General features: G+C 46.8%; 19 protein-coding genes, 1 rRNA gene and 1 other annotated feature. Of the genes, 9 read left to right on the top strand and 11 right to left on the bottom strand.

Features of this window, described 5'->3' with window-relative positions; translation table 11 throughout:
- Positions 1–128, bottom strand: a 16S ribosomal RNA gene (locus tag CIK04_RS01500); the annotation flags it as partial.
- A 212-nt stretch (positions 129–340) separates the two neighbouring features.
- Here CIK04_RS01500 and CIK04_RS33110 point away from each other — a divergent pair.
- The gene (locus tag CIK04_RS33110) at positions 341–637 is read left to right on the top strand and encodes a hypothetical protein (RefSeq protein WP_325205687.1); all 297 of its coding nucleotides are present in this window, start codon (positions 341–343) and stop codon (positions 635–637) included.
- Here CIK04_RS33110 and clpB read toward each other — a convergent pair.
- The 3 genes from clpB to rluD form a co-directional block, all read right to left on the bottom strand.
- Positions 606–3,179, bottom strand: coding sequence for an ATP-dependent chaperone ClpB (gene clpB, locus CIK04_RS01495; protein WP_017789378.1), 2,574 nt, complete (start codon positions 3,177–3,179; stop codon positions 606–608). The genes CIK04_RS33110 and clpB overlap by 32 nt on opposite strands.
- Before the next feature lie 117 nt (positions 3,180–3,296).
- On the bottom strand, positions 3,297–4,013 hold the full coding sequence (gene pgeF, locus CIK04_RS01490) for a peptidoglycan editing factor PgeF (RefSeq protein WP_176463266.1): 717 nt from the start codon (positions 4,011–4,013) through the stop codon (positions 3,297–3,299).
- A 3-nt stretch (positions 4,014–4,016) separates the two neighbouring features.
- Positions 4,017–4,994: a 23S rRNA pseudouridine(1911/1915/1917) synthase RluD gene (gene rluD / locus CIK04_RS01485; RefSeq protein WP_017419681.1), complete on the bottom strand. Its 978-nt coding sequence runs from the start codon at positions 4,992–4,994 to the stop codon at positions 4,017–4,019.
- 136 nt (positions 4,995–5,130) lie between these two features.
- Here rluD and CIK04_RS01480 point away from each other — a divergent pair, with 136 nt between their 5' ends.
- The 4 genes from CIK04_RS01480 (at position 5,131) to yjjX (ending at position 8,515) form a co-directional block, all read left to right on the top strand.
- Entirely contained in the window at positions 5,131–5,856 is a 726-nt protein-coding gene (locus tag CIK04_RS01480; RefSeq protein WP_097352450.1) for an outer membrane protein assembly factor BamD, read from the top strand.
- A 352-nt stretch (positions 5,857–6,208) separates the two neighbouring features.
- Positions 6,209–6,532 carry a ribosome-associated translation inhibitor RaiA gene (gene raiA / locus CIK04_RS01475; protein ID WP_011078575.1) on the top strand — a complete coding sequence of 108 codons (324 nt, stop codon included), beginning with the start codon at positions 6,209–6,211 and terminating at the stop codon, positions 6,530–6,532.
- 108 nt (positions 6,533–6,640) lie between these two features.
- Positions 6,641–6,762: a sequence feature (Phe leader region), on the top strand.
- A gap of 13 nt (positions 6,763–6,775) precedes the next feature.
- A complete protein-coding gene (gene pheA / locus CIK04_RS01470) occupies positions 6,776–7,954 on the top strand; it encodes a prephenate dehydratase (protein ID WP_011078576.1) in 1,179 nt (392 codons plus the stop codon).
- A 24-nt stretch (positions 7,955–7,978) separates the two neighbouring features.
- Positions 7,979–8,515, top strand: a complete 537-nt coding sequence (gene yjjX, locus CIK04_RS01465) for an inosine/xanthosine triphosphatase (protein ID WP_039545962.1) — start codon at positions 7,979–7,981, stop codon at positions 8,513–8,515.
- Positions 8,516–8,544: 29 nt separating this feature from the next.
- On the opposite strand, the gene trpR is transcribed toward yjjX, so the two are convergent.
- Together trpR and sltY are read right to left on the bottom strand one after the other, a co-directional pair.
- The gene (trpR, locus tag CIK04_RS01460) at positions 8,545–8,853 is read right to left on the bottom strand and encodes a trp operon repressor (protein ID WP_011078578.1); all 309 of its coding nucleotides are present in this window, start codon (positions 8,851–8,853) and stop codon (positions 8,545–8,547) included.
- 15 nt (positions 8,854–8,868) lie between these two features.
- Positions 8,869–10,824, bottom strand: coding sequence for a murein transglycosylase (sltY, locus tag CIK04_RS01455; protein ID WP_097352455.1), 1,956 nt, complete (start codon positions 10,822–10,824; stop codon positions 8,869–8,871).
- A 317-nt stretch (positions 10,825–11,141) separates the two neighbouring features.
- On the opposite strand from sltY, the gene ettA reads away from it, so the two are divergent.
- The 3 genes from ettA (at position 11,142) to CIK04_RS01440 (ending at position 14,332) form a co-directional block, all read left to right on the top strand.
- The gene (gene ettA, locus CIK04_RS01450) at positions 11,142–12,809 is read left to right on the top strand and encodes an energy-dependent translational throttle protein EttA (protein ID WP_011078580.1); all 1,668 of its coding nucleotides are present in this window, start codon (positions 11,142–11,144) and stop codon (positions 12,807–12,809) included.
- Positions 12,810–12,924: 115 nt separating this feature from the next.
- Positions 12,925–13,299: a PilZ domain-containing protein gene (locus tag CIK04_RS01445; RefSeq protein WP_017419685.1), complete on the top strand. Its 375-nt coding sequence runs from the start codon at positions 12,925–12,927 to the stop codon at positions 13,297–13,299.
- A gap of 28 nt (positions 13,300–13,327) precedes the next feature.
- On the top strand, positions 13,328–14,332 hold the full coding sequence (locus tag CIK04_RS01440; RefSeq protein WP_039450214.1) for a M23 family metallopeptidase: 1,005 nt from the start codon (positions 13,328–13,330) through the stop codon (positions 14,330–14,332).
- A gap of 70 nt (positions 14,333–14,402) precedes the next feature.
- Here the strand turns inward: CIK04_RS01440 and tyrA are convergent, their stop codons facing one another.
- The 3 genes from tyrA to nagZ form a co-directional block, all read right to left on the bottom strand.
- On the bottom strand, positions 14,403–15,530 hold the full coding sequence (gene tyrA / locus CIK04_RS01435; protein WP_097352449.1) for a bifunctional chorismate mutase/prephenate dehydrogenase: 1,128 nt from the start codon (positions 15,528–15,530) through the stop codon (positions 14,403–14,405).
- A 19-nt stretch (positions 15,531–15,549) separates the two neighbouring features.
- Positions 15,550–16,620: a 3-deoxy-7-phosphoheptulonate synthase gene (locus tag CIK04_RS01430; RefSeq protein WP_097352448.1), complete on the bottom strand. Its 1,071-nt coding sequence runs from the start codon at positions 16,618–16,620 to the stop codon at positions 15,550–15,552.
- 193 nt (positions 16,621–16,813) lie between these two features.
- Positions 16,814–17,800, bottom strand: coding sequence for a beta-N-acetylhexosaminidase (gene nagZ / locus CIK04_RS01425; RefSeq protein WP_039450223.1), 987 nt, complete (start codon positions 17,798–17,800; stop codon positions 16,814–16,816).
- 51 nt (positions 17,801–17,851) lie between these two features.
- Here nagZ and CIK04_RS01420 point away from each other — a divergent pair, with 51 nt between their 5' ends.
- The gene (locus CIK04_RS01420) at positions 17,852–19,015 is read left to right on the top strand and encodes an anhydro-N-acetylmuramic acid kinase (protein WP_176463265.1); all 1,164 of its coding nucleotides are present in this window, start codon (positions 17,852–17,854) and stop codon (positions 19,013–19,015) included.
- A 41-nt stretch (positions 19,016–19,056) separates the two neighbouring features.
- On the opposite strand, the gene CIK04_RS01415 is transcribed toward CIK04_RS01420, so the two are convergent.
- Positions 19,057–20,853: a sodium:proton antiporter gene (locus CIK04_RS01415; protein ID WP_045595647.1), complete on the bottom strand. Its 1,797-nt coding sequence runs from the start codon at positions 20,851–20,853 to the stop codon at positions 19,057–19,059.
- 26 nt (positions 20,854–20,879) lie between these two features.
- Positions 20,880–21,221 carry a DUF2799 domain-containing protein gene (locus tag CIK04_RS01410; RefSeq protein ID WP_080526059.1) on the bottom strand — a complete coding sequence of 114 codons (342 nt, stop codon included), beginning with the start codon at positions 21,219–21,221 and terminating at the stop codon, positions 20,880–20,882.
- Positions 21,222–21,247: the final 26 nt, after the last annotated feature.

Genomic DNA, 21,247 nt, shown 5'->3' with positions numbered 1-21,247 from the left:
CCAGGCATTACTCACCCGTACCGCCGCTCGCCACCCGAGAAACAAGTTTCTCTGTGCTGCCGCTCGACTTGCATGTGTTAGGCCTGCCGCCAGCGTTCAATCTGAGCCATGATCAAACTCTTCAATTAAAAGTTTTTTGAAGCTTTCGCTTCGGCTCAATGAATACTGAATAAATTGACTGTGCCGATACTTAGTATCGTTTTGGTCACTCAGTTCATTGATAAATCTTTTGGATTATCATCAACGAGTGCCCACACAGATTGATAGGTTTATATTGTTAAAGAGCTTGCTTTTCGAGAAGTTTTTCTCTCAAAGCGGAGGTGCATTCTAGCGAGTTAATTTGAAGAGTCAAACACTTTTTCAAATTTATTTCTCAGGAACTTACCTTAACTTTCCACTTGCTGAAGCCTTACGCTGTCTGCCGTGTCAGTGGATGCGCATTATAGGTAGTTTCTTCACATGCACAAGAGCAAAATTGGAAAAAAAAGAAAAAAGCAAATCGTTTGCTTGCTTTTTGCTCAGGTTGTATTTAAAAACATCAAAAGAGGCGTTCGCCTCTTTTGATTTACTATCTCCCTCCCCCAAAGAAGAGAAAATCACTCTATTTATTGGTGTGCCACAATTTGGTCGTTGTTGACGATAAGCTGTATTTTCTTATCCGGTAGCACCGAGCCCGCCAAAATAGATTTCGCCAGCGGGTTTTCGATACTTTGCTGAATCGCTCGTTTCAATGGTCTTGCTCCGTAAACCGGGTCAAAACCAACTTGCGCGATCAAGTCGAGCGCTTTATCGGACACTTCCAATTGATAGCCATGCTCTTCCATGCGAGTCGCCAAGCGGTTAAGTTGAATCGCAGCGATCGACTTAATGTGGTCTTGGCCTAGTGGGTGGAAGACAACAGTCTCATCAACACGGTTCAAAAACTCCGGCCTAAAGTGCTTGGTTACCACTTCCATTACCTGTTCTTTGATGCCTTGGTAATCCAACATAGCGAAGTTTTCTTGGATGCGGCTGGAGCCTAGGTTTGATGTCATGATAACCACGGTATTGCGGAAATCCACTGTTCTACCTTGTCCATCCGTCAATCGACCATCATCCAAGACTTGCAGCAGGATGTTGAACACATCAGGATGCGCCTTTTCCACTTCGTCGAGCAAAATTACTGAATAAGGCTTACGTCGAACGGCTTCCGTTAAGTAGCCACCTTCTTCATAACCCACATAGCCTGGAGGTGCACCGACTAAGCGCGCCACTGAGTGTTTCTCCATAAACTCGGACATGTCGATACGCACCATGGCATCCTCACTGTCGAACATGAAGGTCGCCAATGTCTTGCACAGTTCCGTTTTCCCCACACCGGTTGGACCTAAGAATAAGAAGGAACCAATCGGTTTATTGGGATCAGACAAGCCTGCTCGGCTTCGGCGTATCGCATTAGAGACCACTTCCACCGCCTCTTTCTGCCCAATGACACGTTTATGTAGCACCTCTTCCATGCGAAGCAGCTTTTCTTTTTCTGCTTCAAGCATTTTGGAGACAGGGATACCCGTTTGCTTTGAAAGCACTTCCGCAATTTCATTATCGGTGACTTTGTTTTTCAACAAGGTCATTTCCTGCATTTCCGCTTGCGTTGCTAGGTCAAGTTGCTTCTCAAGCTCTGGAATACGGCCATATTGAAGCTCAGACATGCGGCTAAGATCCCCCGCTCGTCTTGCAAACTCCATATCCATACGCGCTTGCTCTAACGCTGCTTTAATATGCTGAGTGCCAGATAAAGCAGCTTTTTCCGCGTTCCAAATTTCCTCTAACTCAGCAAACTCACGCTCTTTCTCATTCAACTCTTCGTTGAGTGAGCGCAGACGCTTTTCACTTGCTTCATCGTGTTCATTACTCAGCGCCTGTTGCTCTATCTTAAGTTGGATGATTTTGCGCTCCAACTTATCCAAAGCTTCGGGTTTAGAATCGATCTGCATACGAATACTGGATGCTGCTTCGTCGATAAGATCGATCGCTTTATCCGGTAATTGACGATCAGAAACATAGCGATGCGACAAACTGGCCGCAGCAACGATCGCTGGATCGGTAATTTCAACGTGATGGTGCAGCTCATAGCGTTCTTTTAAACCACGCAAAATCGCAATGGTGTCTTCCACTGTTGGCTCATCCACCAGCACTTTTTGGAAGCGGCGCTCAAGAGCCGGATCTTTCTCGATATACTGACGATACTCATCGAGTGTCGTGGCGCCCACACAATGTAACTCACCACGCGCTAGTGCGGGCTTGAGCATATTGCCGGCATCCATCGAACCTTCACCTTTACCTGCGCCAACCATGGTATGAAGCTCATCAATAAAGAGGATGATATTGCCTTCTTCTTTAGAGAGCTCATTCAATACGGATTTAAGTCGCTCTTCAAACTCACCACGGTACTTCGCTCCAGCCACCAAAGCGCCCATATCGAGTGACAATACTCGGCGACCACGCAGACCTTCAGGCACCTCGTTATTGATGATGCGTTGCGCTAAGCCTTCAACGATGGCGGTTTTACCGACACCGGGTTCACCAATGATCACGGGGTTGTTTTTGGTACGACGCTGCAATACTTGGATGGTGCGACGAATTTCATCGTCACGACCAATCACAGGGTCAAGTTTGCCCTGCTCTGCGCGTTCCGTCAGATCAATGGTAAATTTCTCTAACGCTTGGCGAAGTTCTTCCGCATTTTGATCATTCACTTTTTGACCACCGCGAATTTGCTCGATAGCTTGACTCACTTTTTGTTCGGTTAAACCAAGTTCTTTGAAGAGTTGACCAAGTGGCCCTCTATCTTCGATTGCTGCGAGCAAAAAGATTTCAGATGAGATGTAAGCATCTTGGCGTTTTTGCGCAATCTTATCGCACAGGTTAAACATCGCGCCCATGGCCGAGGAGAGCTGTACATCACCGCCAATACCGCTCACTTTGGGTAAGCGATCCAGCATTTCGCTGAGTTTTGAACGTAGGTGGGTGACATCCACATTTAAGATGGTCAACAGTGGACGAATAGGACTGCCATTTTGATCAAGCAGCGCCACCATTAAGTGAACAGGTTCAATGTATTGATGATCGCGCCCTAACGCCAATGATTGTGCATCAGAGATAGCGATTTGAAATTTGCTGGTAAATCGATCAAGACGCATAGCTACCTTCCTAACCTCAACTGAAGTAAATTCTTTAATCAGTATGAAAGATGGCTACGCAAAATTCGTTTTTCAAGGGGGAATTAAAAACTAACGCTCGGTAAACTAAAAGGGACGTTACTCAAACCAGATAAAGCTAGCCTGACGACCTGTGGTACCTTCACGACGGTAAGAATAGAAGCGTGAATCTTGATAGGTACACAATTTAGAAGAGTAAATCGCTTCAACCCCTATTGAAGAGAGACGGATACGCGCTAACTGATCCATATCTGCCAACCACTTGTTTGGTGTGGTATGTGCAGAAAACGCATTCACTGCTTGAGGGTGTTGTTGACAAAAGGCCTCCACCACATCGTCTCCGACTTCAAAAGCCTGAGGACCGATCGCAGGGCCAAGCCAAATCAGCACATCTTGTGAAAAGTGACGAAGTGCTTCCTCAACGATCCCACCCGCCAAACCGCGCCAACCAGCATGCACGGCTGCAACTTGTGTTCCTGAAGTGTTGGTGATTAAGACAGGTAAGCAATCAGCAGTCATCGCACTGCAAACGACACCAGAAGAATGGGTAAAAACCCCATCAGCATCGGGGATGACTTCGGTTGGAACTGTGGCTTCCATCACCGTCGTGGAATGAGTTTGATTGAGCCAAATCGGTGCACTAGGCATCTGCGCCTGTTCGGCTAACCATTGACGATTTCTCATTACTATAGAGAAATCATCCCCAACATGTGTGCCTAAATTCAAACCAGCGTAAACACCCGTCGAATAGCCACCTTGGCGAGTCGTCGATAATGCTTTGACATTCTTAGGCGCAGGCCAGTTGGGGATTATCATCAATCAGTACTCGTCTGGTAGACCATGCTCTTGTGCATCACGACGTAAAGTTTCGGTCAACTCAACCATATCGTCTGGCACAGGCGCATGGAACTCCATCTCTTCACCCGTGATAGGATGCTCAAAGCGCAGCATCACCGCATGAAGCGCTTGGCGATCAAAGTTTCGGATCATTGCCGTAACCTCTTCAGAAGCACCCGCAGGAATTCGCGCGCGCCCACCGTAAGCTGCATCACCTAATAAAGGATGTTGTAGGTAAGACATATGCACGCGAATCTGGTGAGTACGACCGGTTTCAAGACGCAAACGGATACGTGTGTGCTCACGGAAGTGCTCGGCAACACGGAAGTGCGTCACAGCAGGCTTACCCATTGGGCTCACCGCCATTAAGGTGCGTTTTGTTGCATGGCGGCCAATCGGTTTATCGACTTTGCCCCCCGCCGTCATTCGACCAATGGCAATGGCTTCGTATTCGCGCGTAATATGGCGTTTTTGTAGAGCACGCACCAAACGTGTTTGCGCCGGTACGGTTTTCGCCACAACCATTAGACCCGTGGTGTCTTTGTCCAAACGATGAACAATGCCTGCACGCGGCACTTCCGCCACTTCAGGACAATGGAACAGCAATGCGTTTAACACTGTACCATCTGGCGTGCCAGCTCCTGGGTGGACGACAAAATCACGAGGCTTATTCATCACTAAGATATCGTCATCTTCATAGACAATATCCAGAGGAATATCTTGCGCTTCCCAGCGCACTTCATCTTCCAGCTCGGCCAAAACAGTAATCACCTCCCCGCCCATCACTTTCGTTCTGGGTTTGGTGACTACGTTACCGTCCACGGTGACTTTTCCGTCAAGCAACCATTCTTTCAGGCGCGAGCGAGAAAAGTCTGCGAACAACTCTGCGATAGCTTGATCTAGGCGTTGGCCTAATTGGCTATCTTTTACGGTATTTGTTAATTCAATCTGCTGAGCCATATCGAACTTTTTTAAAAACTGTGAGACTAATGCTCACTACTGTGGAAAAATAGTGTATTGCAACATTGTATCTGTTACTGACAAGAAAGTAACGGAAGCTTAAGAAATATTTAGAATCAAGGAATCGACTCCTGACATGAAACACCATACTTTAGCAGGCCTGCTCGCGGTATCAGTGTTGTTTGGCTGTTCAAGCAGTGAACAAATTGTGCCGGATGTGCCACCAGCAGAGCTGTATGCAGAAGCACAAACCTCTCTTCAAGGAGGAAACTGGCTCACCGCGATTGAGAAACTAGAAGCGCTAGATTCCCGCTACCCTTTTGGTGCTTACTCAGAACAAGTACAACTTGATTTGATTTACGCCTATTACAAGAACGATGATTTGGCTTTGGGTTTAGCGACCATTTCGCGTTTTACGCGTTTAAATCCAACACATGAGAAAATGGATTGGGTGTTGTACATGCGTGGTCTCACCCACATGGCACAAGATCGTAACTTCATGCATGACTTGTTTAACATTGATCGTAGCGATCGCGATCCTGAACCAGTAAAGCAAGCTTTTGATGATTTCAAAAAACTGCTTGAGCGCTACCCAAACAGCCCATATGCGGAAGATTCGCAAAAGCGCATGTTTGCTCTAAAAAACCGTTTAGCAGAATATGACCTAGCAACCGCTGATTATTACTTGCGTCGCGAAGCTTGGATTGCAGCCATCAACCGTTCTCAGGAGTTGCAGAAAACCTATCCAGATACCATCGCTGCGAGAAAATCACTCAAAATCCAGCTTGAGGCGTATAAACAATTAGGTTTACAAGATGCCATCGCACGCACCGAAGCGTTGATACGTATGAATCCGCTCTAATGCCACGATGACAAGAAACACAAAACGCCGCTATACAGCGGCGTTTTTATATGAATCATAGCGACAAAGATCACAAATCGATATTGGTTACTTTTTGATACAACTCGTTATTTAAGCTGAACAGCTCCCCTGAAAACCAGTTGAATTTCAGCCATCTACTCTACCCAATCTACTGTTTTCCTATCGAAGCACAAGCTTTTTTCAAAGAAAAAACAACAAGGCTTGCGAAAGATCACATTCCTCTTGAACAATAAAAAACGCCCATCAAAATGTGATTCAGATCACATTCTTTTATCCTTAAAATCGTAATCTGGAGTCAACCCATGAGGGATGCAACAGAGGAAACGCATTTATGAAACTAAACATCACTGGTAAAAACATCGAAATCACCTCTGCTATCCGCAATCACATTGAGAGCAAATTTAAAAAGCTAGAAAAATGGCAAACCGACATTATTAGTTGTCAAACGACCTTTAGTGAAGAACCTGGAAAACAGATGAAGTTCGAGGCCGTGATTAAGGTTCCTAAAGGACAGCTAATTGCTTCCGCGATTCATGAAGATCTATACGCAGCCATCAACGAGGTGGAACAAAAACTAGAACGACAATTGAACAAACTGCAACATAAGCCTGATGCACGTCGAGCTGAAAAACCAGAAGTCGTAGAAGAAGAATAATCATCAACCAGATTGAGGGAATGGCGCCAAAAGGCGCCATTTTTTTGCTTGACGCTCAATGCCGGCTTGCTTATTGTGTTCCCACATTCACAAAAGTTTACTATTTATGCAAATCCACTCTCTGTTTATTTTTGACTTCTTTTTTCTTCGATAGCGGAGGGGCTAACTCGTTTGTGAAAGAAAAGTCAAAAACAAACAGAAAGCCTCCCACATCGGGGGGCTTTTTTATTAAGGAAATGAGCGATGACTGAACAGCCACTTTCTCTCGATGAGATTCGTTTGCGATTAAATGATTTAGATGACCAACTACTCAGCTTGCTCTCTGAGCGTCGCAAGCTCAGCATTGAAGTTGCAAAAAGCAAAGTTGAAACCTCGAAACCAGTCAGAGACGCCTCGCGTGAACAACAATTACTGGTAAAACTGATCACCAATGGCCGTGAGAAATATCAGCTCGACGCTCAGTACATCACCAAGCTGTTCCATACCATTATTGAAGATTCAGTGCTGCTACAGCAATCGTACCTGCAAAACCTGCTCAACCCTGAGCAGAGCCGGAAACCTCTCGCTCGAGTCGCATTTCTAGGCTCTAAGGGCTCCTACTCGCACCTGGCAAGCCGCGAATACTTTAGTCGCAAAAACACTGAACTGATCGAACTCAATTGCGATCACTTCAAAGAAGTCACCCAAACCGTGGAATCGGGCCACGCAGATTTTGGCGTTTTGCCGATTGAAAACACCAGCTCAGGCTCGATCAACGAAGTTTACGATTTACTGCAACATACCACGCTCTACATTGTTGGCGAGCTGACACAACCTATTGAGCATTGCTTAGTGGCCACCAAAGACGTGCGTCTCGAAGAAATAAAAGTGCTTTACTCTCATCCACAGCCTCATCAACAATGCAGCGAGTTTTTGGGCCGTCTTAAAGGCGTTACCCTCAAATCGTGCGCGAGCACTGCCGATGCGATGAAGAAGGTACAAGAGCTAAACCGTGATGATGTGGCGGCGATTGGCAACGCATCCAGTGGCAAACTTTACGGGCTGCAACCGATTCAGGGCAACATCGCCAACCAAACAGAGAACCACACACGTTTTATTGTCGTGGCACGTAAGCCAGTTGAAGTGTCCGCACAGATCCCAGCCAAGACGACACTGATCATGTCTACCTCACAAAAGGCGGGTTCGTTGGTAGAAACTTTGTTGGTGTTGCAACGCTATGGCATCAACATGACCAAGCTAGAATCGCGCCCTATCATGGGCAATCCTTGGGAAGAAATGTTCTACGTCGATCTCGAAGCACATCTTGATTCTGAAGAGATGCAACTGGCACTTGGAGAACTCACTAAGATCACCAAACATCTGAAAGTGCTTGGTTGCTACCCCAGTGAAAATGTTAAACCTACCCAAGTTAAACTGAGCTAAAAGTACAGAATGAGCAAAAAGATCATGGCAACTCAAAAAGTCATTATTGCTTCGCTGAACCCAGCCAAAATCACCGCAGTGGAAAGCGCATTCACAAGCGCCTTTCCCGACGGTACCTTTGAGTTTGTGGGGGTGAATGTCCCTAGTGAAGTGGCCGATCAACCAATGAGCGACGGCGAAACTCACCTTGGTGCTCTTAATCGAGTTAGAAATGCTAAAGATCGCCGATCAGACGGTGCATTTTATGTTGGTTTGGAAGCGGGCATTGATGGTAACGTCACCTTCGCTTGGATGGTGATTGAATCCCACACTCATCGTGGTGAATCTCGTTCAGCCAGTTTGATGTTGCCACCGAATGTCATTGCCAAATTGGCCAATGCAAACGAGCTGGGCGATGTGATGGATGAGGTATTTGGCACTGAGAATATAAAACAAAAAGGTGGGGCCATTAGTTTATTGACGCAAAACCAGCTCACGCGTAGTTCGGTCTACCATCAAGCGTTGATCTTAGCCTTAATTCCTTTTACCAATCCTGAGCATTTCCCTGCCAACTTAAGCTAGGATAAGAACTCAAGAGTAAAAAGGCGGTATCAACCGCCTTTTTTCGTCCCTTCCAATAACTGATTCAAGCGCGCTTTGTCTTCATCTGACTTTAACTTCAGCTCGTTGGAACCTCGAGTAATCGTCGCAATACCAACACCCAACATTTGGCTGATTTGTCGTTGGGAAAGCTCGCCTTTCAGTAACTCACGAACGATGTTCACTCTAGAGACTAAAGCTTCACGTTCGTCAGGCGTCATTAGCATCGTCAATAACATATCATGCTGTTTTTGCTCGACACTGTGCTTGACCAAATCCACAATTTGTTGCCAGTCTGTATATTCTGGTTGTTGCGACATTACTCTTTACCTATCTCAGTATTTAGTCTCAAGCTCATGCTGATTTAGGAACGCACCATCTACCCCGAGAATATCTCGATAATAGGTTTCAAACATCAGGATATTTTGTACATACCCACGTGTTTCTTTAAATGGAATGGCTTCAATGAACGCGTACGCATCCAATTTCCCGCCAGTACGTTCACGCCAGCTTTTTACTCGATGTGGACCTGCATTATAAGCGGCAAATGCAAAAATTCGATTATTATCGTACTGTTCCAATAAACCATTGAGATAGTGGCTGCCAATTTCGATGTTCTTACCGACTTGGTATAAATCATCAGAACCTTCATAGCTCAATTGATACTTCTTGGACGTGTACTTCGCAGTGGACGGCATAATTTGCATGATACCGCGAGCCCCCACGGGAGAGGTCGCTTCAGCATCCATAGCACTTTCTTGCCTAGCAAGTGACATCAACATGATAGGATCAATATCGTGCTTCTCAGCATAGAAATTGAACCACCAGCGATGCGCCACCGGAAAGCGAATTTCCATGTTGTCCCACATTTGCGCCGCAATGCTGGCGGTCACCGTCAAATGATACCAACGCTTAGAGGCCGCATAGACCGCAAGCATACCTTGAGTTTGTTCGTCACTGCGAGACAGCAGGTATTGCCACTCACTTTTCGCTGCGGCAATTTTGTCTAGCGCAATCAATTCTTCGATACGCGCTAATGAACGACGATAAGGTTCAACCAAGCTGCTATCCAACTTCAACGTGGAGGTAGGATAATTAATAGACTGCCCGATCTCTTTCGCTGCCGCGACACTATAAAAATTACGTTGGCCAACCAGTTTACTCAGTCGCAGCTTCCCTTGGGTTGCTTTGCCCATTTCAATTTCACTGCGCCCCAACCAATATTGCCAACGCAATGAGTTTCGATGTTCATCATCCAACTGAGCAACCCAGCTTTGCACGCCTTTCCAATCCGCCTGTTGTAAAGCAAGACGAATTCGGCGCTCAATGAGGTTTTGCTTATGTGATTTTTTCAGCACTGCATCACGCCACTGAGCCAACGCTTCCGATTCGATATTAATCAAACGGAAAGCCAAATATTCGGCCAACTCCTGAGCTTGTACCGATGAAAACTTTTGAGCTTTGATGACCTTAGCGTACAGCTCTTGAGCACGTTTGATATCTTTACGTGCCAGTTTCTCTAGTGCTAGCTCGGTTTGCTTACGATAAAATTCGTTGGCTTTATGCTGCTTGGCAAACTCCAACACCGACTCAGGACGATTGAACAGCGCTTTCATCTCTTGGGCTTGCTTTTTCGCTTGGCTACTTTTCGGCAATTTCAGCAGATAAGTCATTAACTTGCTGTTTTTCTGCTCAAACGCAAGCAACATACGTTGCAAAATCAGGTTGTCGGTTCGGCCTCCCGCCTGCTCCCAAACCGTAAACAAATGATCACACTCATCTGCAATTTCTAATCCGCTTAGCCATAATTGCTCTGCGCCTTGATAGGCCAGTTTTTTCTGCCCTTGATTGTATTGCGCGTAGTAATAAATACATTGATAACTTTCGCCTCTCGGCTCTTGCTGCTGAAATGACACCACTTCAGACCATGCTTGTTGGCGATATAAAGCATCAAGATACGGCGCGCGAATACGTTGTGAAAACGGGTAATCACGACTTTGAGTGATAAATTGCTCCACTTCTGTTGGCGTTTTTTTTGACAGCTGCGCCAGGAAAAAACGGTAATCGAGATAAGGCGTAAGAGCATACTCGTCCAGTTGAGAACGCACTTGTACATAGGCCTCATCGTTTTTGTCATCCAACAGTTTTTGCGCTTGTTCATACAAGACGCGCTGTTTTTCTAATGTCACCACATCCGCTGCACTGACATTCATCGCCACGCCACACAACGCTGCCATCAGCCATTTTGTGGCCGACTCTCTCCCAATATTTTTTAAACTCATTAGCGTCATATCCCCAGACGTTTTTTTACCGCTGATTGCCCATAAGGGTATTAGGGCCAAATAACTCACGATATGCATCCAATTACACCGTTCTGTTATAGTGTTGTAAAGATGACAGATGTAAATAATAGTGATTTCATTTTAATGAAACACAGTTACACATTAATGCGGTCATCGTGTTGTCAATTTTATTCATTTGCAGACCAATCTCTGTGAGCGGAGTAGTGTGGAATGGCCACTGAATTTCTCTTTGGACAGTAACAAATCCTCAGCAGTTGATATAAAATACTGCCTCTATGTGGATTTAAAATTAGGAACGATCGGCAATGGCTGAATACGTATATACCATGTCGCGGGTGAGCAAAATCGTGCCACCTAAGCGTCAAATTCTTAAAGACATCTCTCTAAGCTTCTTCCCTGGTGCAAAAATCGGTGTTTTGGGCCTAAACGGTTCAGGTAAATCAACCTTATTGCGCATCATGGCAGGTCTGGACACCGATATTGATGGTGAAGCACGTCCACAACCCGGTTTGAAAGTGGGCTACCTTCCACAGGAGCCTGTTCTTGATGAAAGCAAAACCGTCCGTGAAGTGGTAGAAGAAGCGGTTGCCGATGTGGCAGGAGCATTGAAACGTCTTGATGAAGTGTACGCCGCTTATGCCGATCCTGATGCGGATTTCGATGCGCTTGCAAAAGAACAAGGCGAACTTGAAGCTCTGATTCAAGCAAAAGATGGCCATAACTTAGATAACGCGCTTGAACGTGCTGCGGATGCACTGCGTCTTCCAGAGTGGGATCAAAAAGTGGCGCACTTGTCCGGTGGTGAACGTCGCCGTGTGGCTATTTGTCGTCTACTGCTTGAAAAACCAGATATGCTGCTGCTTGACGAGCCAACCAACCACTTGGATGCAGAATCTGTCGCTTGGCTTGAACGCTTCTTGGTAGATTACTCAGGCACTGTTGTGGCCATCACCCACGACCGTTACTTCCTAGACAACGCCGCAGGCTGGATTTTAGAACTTGACCGTGGTGAAGGTATTCCATGGCAAGGTAACTACACCTCATGGCTAGAGCAAAAAGATGCGCGTCTACAACAAGAAGCCTCGCAAGAAAAAGCTCGTCAAAAAACCATTGAGAAAGAACTGGAATGGGTTCGTCAAAATCCAAAAGGTCGCCAAGCCAAATCTAAAGCGCGTATGGCACGCTTTGAAGAGCTGCAAAATACCGATCACCAGAAACGTAACGAAACCAACGAGTTGTTCATCCCACCAGGTGAGCGCTTAGGTGATAAAGTCATCGAAGTGAAGAATTTGACTAAGTCATTCGACGGTCGTGTTCTGATCGACGATCTATCATTCAGCATGCCTAAGGGGGCGATCGTCGGCATCATCGGTGCCAACGGTGCGGGTAAATCAACGCTCTTCAAGATGCTAAGTGGTGTTGAGCAGCCTGACTCCGGTACTATCGAGATGGGCGAAACGGTGAAATTGGCGTCGGTTGATCAGTTCCGTGATTCAATGAATGATAAGAACACCATATTCCAAGAGATCTCTGAAGGTGCGGACATCATCAAGATCAACAACTTCGAACTTCCAGCACGAGCTTACTGCTCACGTTTTAATTTCAAAGGCGTGGATCAGCAGAAAGTGATCGGCGAACTCTCGGGTGGTGAGCGTAACCGTGTTCACTTAGCGAAGCTGCTCAAAGCCGGTGGCAACGTTCTCTTACTAGACGAACCAACCAACGACCTTGACGTTGAAACACTGCGTGCACTAGAAGAAGCGCTGCTTGAGTTCCCTGGCTGTGCCATGGTGATCTCGCACGACCGTTGGTTCCTCGACCGTATTGCGACTCACATCATTGATTACCGTGATGAAGGTCAGGTTAACTTCTACGAAGGCAACTATACTGAGTACATGGAGTGGCTGAAGAAGACTCTAGGTCCTGCGGCAGCGGAACCACACCGTATCAAATACAAGCGTATGACTAAGTAATCGATTATTGCTTGAAATTTGTGCAAAGGCCGCTAATATAGCGGCCTTTGTTTTAATTACGGTCTACTGTTCCCATTGCCATCCAGCCCAAAACGGAAACTTTGAGAGAGTAAATATGGCTGAACGACGTCGATTTTCACGCATCATGTATCAAGTCCCTGCGATAGTAAAACAGGAGCAATATGTGTTGCATACTACGATTCAGGATCTCTCACTGCACGGGCTGTTGTTACGTACTGATTCAATGCATACGTTAAGGAACAACGACACTGTGTTGGTGGACTTCACACTTTCTGATAGTGATATTGATATCAGTCTCGAAGCAGATGTTGTGGGCTTTGATCAACAGACAATTAGACTTAAAATTACCCACATTGATATAGATAGTATCAGTCATTTAAAACGCTTGGTTGAACTTAATGTGGGTGATGACACGCTGCTTCATCGAGAAATAGAACATTTGTCTGATCTCGGTGACGAAGCAAGTTAGATTGCCTGACGAATATAATCATATAGCTATGTCGAAAAAAATTACTATGCAGATCCCCACTAAAAATGGGGATCAGCTTTTTTATTTGGGTAAAGGTACCGTTGCTACCCTACTGCTCTCTATCACCGCTTTTCCATTGGTACTCGGTGGCGGCTGGTATTGGTATCAACAACAAAGCGAACAATCCCAACAATTGCGTGCTCAACTTGATGTATTGACATCAGAAAAGCAGCAATTGATGGCCGACTACCAAGAGCAGCTTGATACCAATCACTCTCTGTCGCAGACGTTAACCGAAAAAAGCAACCAAATTCAGTTGCTAGGCAAACGGGTATTTGATGTGGAATCCGTACTCGGTATTGCCGATGAAGAGGTCATCGTCGATGAGAACTCTCTGGAAGAGCGCATCGATACCGCTGCTATTGACTCTGCGGTGCGAGCCACCATGTTCCGTTTGATCCCAAATGATTCACCAATGTCTTACTTGCGTGTCTCTTCTTCGTTCGGACGTCGAACCAATCCTATCTCTGGTAAACGCCATACCCATACCGGTATCGATCTCACCTGTAAACGCGGGGAAGAAATTGTGGCACCTGCTGATGGGGTGATTGAGACAGTGCGTCCAAGTAAGAAAGGCTTTGGCAACTTCATCACCATGCGCCATTCTTTTGGTTTCATGAGCTCTTATGCGCATTTGCAGAGCTTCAACGTCAAAAGCGGCCAATTTGTCAGTAAAGGCGATGTGATTGCCACCTGTGGTAACTCAGGAAACTCAACCGGCCCTCACCTGCATTACGAAGTACGTTTTTTAGGCCGTGCCCTCAATCCACAGTACACCATGGATTGGAACCAAGAGAACTTCAACTATCTGTTTGAAAAAGAGAAAACGGTAAAATGGAGTCCTTTGGTCAAGATGATTGATAACGTGGTTCGCTTACAAGTCAATCTCACCAAATCTCCCTATCGTGACACCAGTATTGACACGGTTTCCAGTGAAGAGAATACACTCGACCCAAGCTTACAAACCAACTAATGTAATGGGTAAGCCGAAAATAGAAAGAGCAGCATCAGGCTGCTCTTTCTATTGCTAATACGCTTAAAGGTTAATCGCGATGCAAGTTGTCATTCGCTTGTTTGAGCAAATTTTGGCTTTCCGCCATAAACTGCTGCGAGTAACCACCAAACCAGTCACTCACTTGAGTAAAACGTTCAACAAAACGCGTTTTATCGTGCTGATCTAACATCTCTAGCGCCTCGCCAAAGCGGCGATGGAAACGCTTGATCATGTCGATGTTCTCTTGCGACGAAAGAATAATGTCACCATACAAATTTGGATCTTGGGCAAACAGACGACCCACCATCGCTAACTCAAGACGATAAATGGGCGAACTCAGTTTCAGCAGTTTATCCAGACTTGGATTTTCCTGACTCAAATGCATGCCGTACGCAAAGGAGGTAAAGTGCCTTAGCGCTTGAATTAACGTCATGCCGTGGTCATGTTCGCTGGCCTCAATTTGGCACAAGCTTGCACCCCAAATTTTAAACTGCTGCAGTAACCACTGATATTGCTCAGCGCCTCGACCATCACAGTAGACAATCACTTGCTTGGCTAAACTCGGCACATCGGGACCAAACATAGGGTGCAAACCAACAACCGGCCCCGAGTGCACATCGAGCATGGTTTTCAGCGGCTTCGATTTGATCGAAGTAAGGTCACACAAGATGCAATCCGATGGCAGTTGGGTCAACTTTTCAATCACCCCTTGGGTTAAATGAATCGGCACGGTAACCACCACCAATCCTGCCCCATCCAATATCTCATCAGCGCGGTGCCAATCTTTACTGCCTAAGATTCTGACTTGGTAACCCGAGAGGGTAAACATGCGAGCAAACAGGCCACCTAATTGACCATGGCCGCCAATAATTACCACAGAGCGCAACTCAGGGTTCAAACATTTAAAACCGGAGTCTTTTTCACTGGCATAAGATTCTCGCATGGTACGTCGCAAAATATCTTCAATAAGCTGTGGTGGCACACCGATTTTTTCTGCTTCTGCACGACGAGAGGCCAACATCGCCGCTTCTCTATCGGGTGCATAAATGGGTAAGCCATGTTGGCTTTTCACATGGCCAACTTGCTCTACCAATGCCAAGCGCTGAGCCAATAGCTCCAACATCTGTTTGTCTACTGCATCAATCTGTTCACGCAATGCGTTCAGTTCAACTGCCATGATTTACCTTGCTCTATCCTTATTTGAGACGGTTTTCTAAATGCGGCACTAACTCTTTGTGTGCTTTACGCAATAGTGCCTCAGTTGCCTGCCAATTGATACAGGCGTCGGTAATAGAAACACCGTACTGCATCTCAGAAAGCGGTAAATCTGAGGATTGGTTACCTTCATTAATGTGGCTTTCAATCATCAAACCAATGATCGATTTGTTGCCTTCACGAATTTGATGAATCACATCTTCGGCGACTAAAGGCTGACGACGGTAATCTTTGCGTGAATTGGCATGGCTACAATCCACCATCAATGACGCATCCAAACCCACTTTGGCCATGTCTTGCTCACACTCCGCCACCGACACAGAATCGTAGTTGGTCTGCTTACCACCACGCAGAATCACGTGACCATTTGGGTTACCTTGAGTCGTCAGCAATGCCACTTGGCCTTCACGGTTGATCCCCATAAAACGGTGGCTTGAAGAGGCCGCTTGCATTGCGTTGATCGCCGTTGACAAGCTGCCATCAGTGCCATTTTTAAAACCAATCGGCATAGACAAACCACTGGCCATTTCACGGTGAGTTTGTGATTCTGTCGTGCGCGCACCAATCGCAGCCCAACTGAATGTATCAGCCAAGTACTGCGGGCTAATTGGGTCGAGCGCTTCTGTCGCCAGAGGGATCTCCATTTCAGCCAGTTCTACCAGCAATTGACGGCCCACATGCAGACCATGCTCAATATCGAAGCTACCGTCCAGATGAGGGTCGTTGATGAGCCCTTTCCAGCCCACAGTAGTACGAGGTTTTTCAAAGTAAACACGCATCACAATATACAGCTGATCGCTTAACTCGGCAGAGAGCGCTTTTAACCGGCGCGCGTAATCCTTTGCTGCGTCCAGATCGTGAATAGAACAAGGGCCACAAACCACCAGCAGACGATGATCTTGCTTATGAATAATATTGGCAACGGTATTACGCGATTCTTGAATGAAGCGGCGGGCGTTGTCGCTCAGTGGCAGTTTCTGTTTTAGCTTTTCTGGCGTAATCAGAACTTGTTCATCGCTGATATTGATATTGCTTAGTTCACTTTTCTGCATGGCATTTAACCTGTATATTATTTTTTACACCCTCATATCCCTGAGAGTCGAAGTCTGTTTGAAAACAACTTAACAGGGTTGAATTAAAAATCAACCGTAAACAATAAAAAACATCAAGTGTAAAATATTAATTACACGCAATAAAAAACCAAAGCATCTCGCTTTGGTTTTCAAGTTCGTCTTTTCTTAAGTTTTAGTGGCCCACTATACGTAGCATGTTTTCTCTTGCTTCTTTCCATTGCGGCGCCAATTTCAGTTCAGAGAGGCTGAAGCTGCGTTTCTTCAACAAAGATAATGCCAAAGGAACCTCGACGATAGGCAGTGCATCCAAGGCGGCCACTTGAGCATCACGTTTATTGCACATCAAAAGCATGTCACAGCCCGCATTCAATGCTTGTAAAGCCCTATCTGCAGGGCCTCCCATCACGGCGGCCCCTTCCATGGTGAGATCATCAGAAAAAATTAAGCCCTTGAAGCCTAATTGCTGGCGTAACACCTGTTTTAACCAATATTCTGAACCACTCGCTGGTTGAGGGTCGTAATGCGGGTAAATCACATGCGCAGGCATCATGGCGTCTAAGATTCCTGCATCAATTTGCGCTTTGAAGATCGCCATATCCTGCTCAACAATATCGCTTCGTTGGTCAAACGGGGTTTCAAGATGCGAATCGGCTACTACGCCGCCATGACCAGGGAAGTGTTTGCCCGTGGTTGCCATCCCCACCGCTTTCATGCCCTGCATGTAGGCGCTGCTATGGCGCAAAATAGTCTGCGAGTCTTCACCAAACGCTCGGTTACCAATCGCTTTACATCCAAAGCCTTGGTCTAACACGGGCGCAAAACTCAGGTCGATATCATGGGCAATCAGTTCGGCCGCCATCAGCCAACCGCCCATTTGTGCCATTGCTTCCCCATTGGCCTGTTTGGCATACTCTGCCGCGGCGGGAATCGGAGAAAAACCCTCACGGAAACGCTGCACTCGCCCTCCCTCTTGGTCGACACCAATCAGAAAAGGACGCTTGACCACTTGACGAATGGCCGATGTGAGCGCCAACAGCTGTTCACTATCGTGATAGTTGCGGGTAAATAAGATCAATCCGCCAACGGATGGATGCTGTAAAATTTCTTTGTCTTCTGCATTCAGTTCATAACCTGCGACATCAACCCAAAGTGGCCCCATTTTTCTCTCCAAAATCGACGGAATATCTCAAACTCATCGAGGTTATTCCGAATGAATTTGCATTACAATGGTTTGCATGATCAAAACACAATGGAAATGAGTGTGAGCACAAAAGAGTTGTATATCGGTGTCATGTCCGGCACGAGTATGGATGGGGTAGATTGTGCCCTCGTGGAGTTCGACCAAGAGCAAGTCCGCTTAATTGCCCACAGTGGCTACCCGATGCCAGCAGACTTGCGCCAGCAACTGCTCTCCGTTTGCACCGGTCAAAACACCAACTTAAAGCAGATCGGCGAACTTGATCACCGCCTCGGTCATCTCTTTGCCGATGCCGTGATGGATTTACTCAACCAAACAAGCGTCGATGCGAGCCAGATTCGCGCTATCGGTAATCATGGCCAGACGGTATTTCATCAACCAAATGGCGCGTTTCCTTTTACCACCCAATTGGGCGACGCCAACATTATTGCCGCCCGCACCAACATTGACACCGTGGCAGATTTTCGTCGCAAAGACATGGCATTGGGTGGTCAAGGCGCTCCTTTGGTTCCGGCCTTTCACCAAAATGTGTTCGCGCTGCAAGATTCCACGACCGTGGTGTTGAACATCGGCGGGATTGCCAATATCTCCGTGCTCCACCCAACTCGCCCCGTTCTTGGTTACGACACAGGACCTGGGAATATGTTGATGGATGCTTGGTGTGAAACACACACACAACAGAACTACGACAAAGACGCGCAGTTTGCTCTCCAAGGAGAGGTGAACGAGGCATTACTGAATATGCTGTTGCAAGAGCCTTATTTACATCAAGACGCTCCAAAGAGCACTGGGCGCGAGCTTTTCAACATGGAATGGCTGGCAGCAAAACTACAGGGGCAGAACTATCGAAGCGAAGATGTACAGCGCACCTTGTGTGAGTACACCGCCTTAACCATTAGTAAAGAAGTTGAGCGCTTTCGCTATGGTCCTACACCACAGTTACTGATTTGTGGTGGCGGGGCTCGCAACCCTCTGCTGATGCAACGATTGCAGCAGCAACTGCCTCACTGGCAGGTTTCAACGACCGATGCAAAAGGGATCAGTGGTGACTACATGGAAGCCATGGCGTTTGCTTGGTTAGCCTATCGCCACCTGCACCGCTTACCGAGTAATTTACCCGAAGTGACTGGCGCGAGCCGCTTGGCGAGTCTCGGTGTGCTCTATCCCAAAGCCTAGATAACACGCGGTGACGAATCGATACCTGTCACCGCGTAAAATTAGGCGGCTTGCACCTTAATCAAAGAGACAATCGTCTCGCCTTCTTTTGGCGAGAAATTCGCACTGTTGTGGCAAATTTGCACACGCCCATTGGTGTCCACCACAAACAGCGGCAACACGTAATTATTCGCGTGAGTCTCACGATAATCTGCGTACGTGTAGTTTTCACTGATCTTGGTGTGACGCACTTCCGCCCCTTGGTTGATCAGACTGGCTAACTTTTTATAACTGATCGCTTCATCTAAGAATGGCAGCCCCTTGTAACCATCAGACACCGAATGTTTGTCACCCGAACCATTGCCATTGGACTTATCGTATAAACAGAAAATCCGCTTATCACTGAAGTCGTTGAGAAAGTGCATGCACGCCATAATGTTGAAGTAGCGATCAGGGCTCAGCGCCACCACATGCCCGATGCCAATTAAGTTAAGATACTCATCCGCGTGGCTTGATACCGGGTTGCCAAAATAGTTATCCAGCCCAGCCATACGCGCTTGACGAATGTAATCCCAGTTCGAATCCGTTAACACTACGCGGCAATCGTACTTGTTGATTGCCTGCGCTAATGTACGCGCGACATCGTTCGCCCCGATGATCAAGAAACCTTTTGGAGCGGGTTCTGACACCCCTAGTGCCACCGCCATTGGGCGAGCCGTTGCACTTTGCAGCACCACAGTGCCAATAATCACCATAAAGGTAAGTGGCACTAACAACGCAGCTTCAGACATGCCGAGTGACTCTAACTTGATCGCAAATAACGACGAAATGGACGCGGCGACAATGCCACGTGGCGCAACCCAAGCCAAAAAGGCCTTTTCTTTACCATTAAGCGAGCTGCGCAGCGTCGCAAGATAGATAGAGACCGGACGAGAGACAAACTGAATAAACGCGAATAAGACCAAGGCACTGATGCCGAGTGTGTAAAAGTCTTCCGGCTGGATACGCGCCGCCAGCAAAATGAATAAGCCAGTGATAAAGAGAATGGTGAGATGCTCTTTAAAGTGAAGAATATGCTTGATATCCACCCCTTTGGAGTTAGCTAACCACATCCCCATCACGGTGACCGTTAATAGGCCTGATTCATGTTCCAGATGATTCGAGAGCGCAAACACGCCCAGCACTAAGCTTAAAACGGCAAACGGTTGCAGGTATTCAGGCAACCAGCCACGTCGCAGCACCACCGCGAGAAACTGACCAAACAAAACGCCTAACCCGAGGCCAATGGCCAGAATCCACGCCAATACCACCAAACTGTGCGTTTCACTGCTGGAGACAATGAACTCATACACCATCACCACAAACAGAGCACCGAGCGGATCGATCAAGATTCCCTCCCAGCGTAAGATGTTGGAAAGACGCGTCGATGGTCTAACGGTACGCAGCAGCGGCACAATCACCGTTGGTCCGGTTACTACGGTCAAGCTACCAAACAACAACGCAAGCGGCCAATCAAACCCCAGTAGATAATGAGTAGCGGTACTGGTTAATCCCCATGAAACCACTGCGCCGAGCGTAACGATACTCCAAACGGTGTTACTGACACCGCGTATTTCTCGAAAGTTCAGCGTTAAGCTGCCTTCAAACAGAATCACAGCGACCGCTAATGACACCATAGGAAAAAGCAAATCGCCCAAAAGAATCTCTGGCTGAAGCCAACCACTCGCGGGTCCAACCAATAAGCCCGCCACCAATAAAAATAGAATCGCAGGCAATTTTAACCGCCAAGCGAACCACTGACAGGCAAGTCCTATGACCCCTATACCCGCAAGCCATAGTGCGATTGTTTCGGTTTGCATATCCGTTGCCTCATTCGTTGCATTAATTAGTTTTGGTATTCATTCCAACCACGCTGCCATTCCATGCGGAATTTTTGTGCTTGCTCTGTCCCTTCACAAACACCTTCATAGTATTGACCAGAGAGGCCCATCTGATAGGCAAAATCGGGGTTACAATATTCCGCTACTCCTTCCAGATAACCTTGTTCGTAGTCACTTTTGTTAACTTCACCTAACTCCGCCAACGCTTTATAGCTGCGCTGAGTGTGTCCAGCAATGCCATCTTGATAACCAATTTGCTGCCAATCGCCTTGCTGAGCAAGTTGCTCTGTTGAAGCGACACAGCCCGCCAATAGAAGCACGGCCAATCCTAGCGCACTTGTTTTCATTCCATTTCCTTAACTGATTGTTTGTG

The sequence above is a fragment of the Vibrio sp. 03_296 genome (assembly GCF_002265885.1).
The sequence above is the reverse complement of the archived record's forward strand: the minus strand, read 5'-3'. Positions and strand labels throughout refer to the sequence as shown.

Coding starts and splice junctions, on each gene's coding strand:
- ettA (WP_011078580.1), top strand. CDS start 11,142: ATGGCTGAATACGTATATACCATGTCGCGGGTGAGCAAAATCGTGCCA.
- rluD (WP_017419681.1), bottom strand. CDS start 4,994: ATGGCTCAGCAGATTGAATTAACAAATACCGTAAAAGATAGCCAATTA.
- CIK04_RS01480 (WP_097352450.1), top strand. CDS start 5,131: ATGAAACACCATACTTTAGCAGGCCTGCTCGCGGTATCAGTGTTGTTT.
- CIK04_RS01415 (WP_045595647.1), bottom strand. CDS start 20,853: ATGCAAACCGAAACAATCGCACTATGGCTTGCGGGTATAGGGGTCATA.
- raiA (WP_011078575.1), top strand. CDS start 6,209: ATGAAACTAAACATCACTGGTAAAAACATCGAAATCACCTCTGCTATC.
- trpR (WP_011078578.1), bottom strand. CDS start 8,853: ATGTCGCAACAACCAGAATATACAGACTGGCAACAAATTGTGGATTTG.
- CIK04_RS01430 (WP_097352448.1), bottom strand. CDS start 16,620: ATGCAGAAAAGTGAACTAAGCAATATCAATATCAGCGATGAACAAGTT.
- yjjX (WP_039545962.1), top strand. CDS start 7,979: ATGGCAACTCAAAAAGTCATTATTGCTTCGCTGAACCCAGCCAAAATC.
- CIK04_RS01420 (WP_176463265.1), top strand. CDS start 17,852: ATGAATTTGCATTACAATGGTTTGCATGATCAAAACACAATGGAAATG.
- CIK04_RS01440 (WP_039450214.1), top strand. CDS start 13,328: ATGTCGAAAAAAATTACTATGCAGATCCCCACTAAAAATGGGGATCAG.
- sltY (WP_097352455.1), bottom strand. CDS start 10,824: ATGACGCTAATGAGTTTAAAAAATATTGGGAGAGAGTCGGCCACAAAA.
- tyrA (WP_097352449.1), bottom strand. CDS start 15,530: ATGGCAGTTGAACTGAACGCATTGCGTGAACAGATTGATGCAGTAGAC.
- CIK04_RS01410 (WP_080526059.1), bottom strand. CDS start 21,221: ATGAAAACAAGTGCGCTAGGATTGGCCGTGCTTCTATTGGCGGGCTGT.
- clpB (WP_017789378.1), bottom strand. CDS start 3,179: ATGCGTCTTGATCGATTTACCAGCAAATTTCAAATCGCTATCTCTGAT.
- pgeF (WP_176463266.1), bottom strand. CDS start 4,013: ATGATAATCCCCAACTGGCCTGCGCCTAAGAATGTCAAAGCATTATCG.
- pheA (WP_011078576.1), top strand. CDS start 6,776: ATGACTGAACAGCCACTTTCTCTCGATGAGATTCGTTTGCGATTAAAT.
- nagZ (WP_039450223.1), bottom strand. CDS start 17,800: ATGGGGCCACTTTGGGTTGATGTCGCAGGTTATGAACTGAATGCAGAA.
- CIK04_RS01445 (WP_017419685.1), top strand. CDS start 12,925: ATGGCTGAACGACGTCGATTTTCACGCATCATGTATCAAGTCCCTGCG.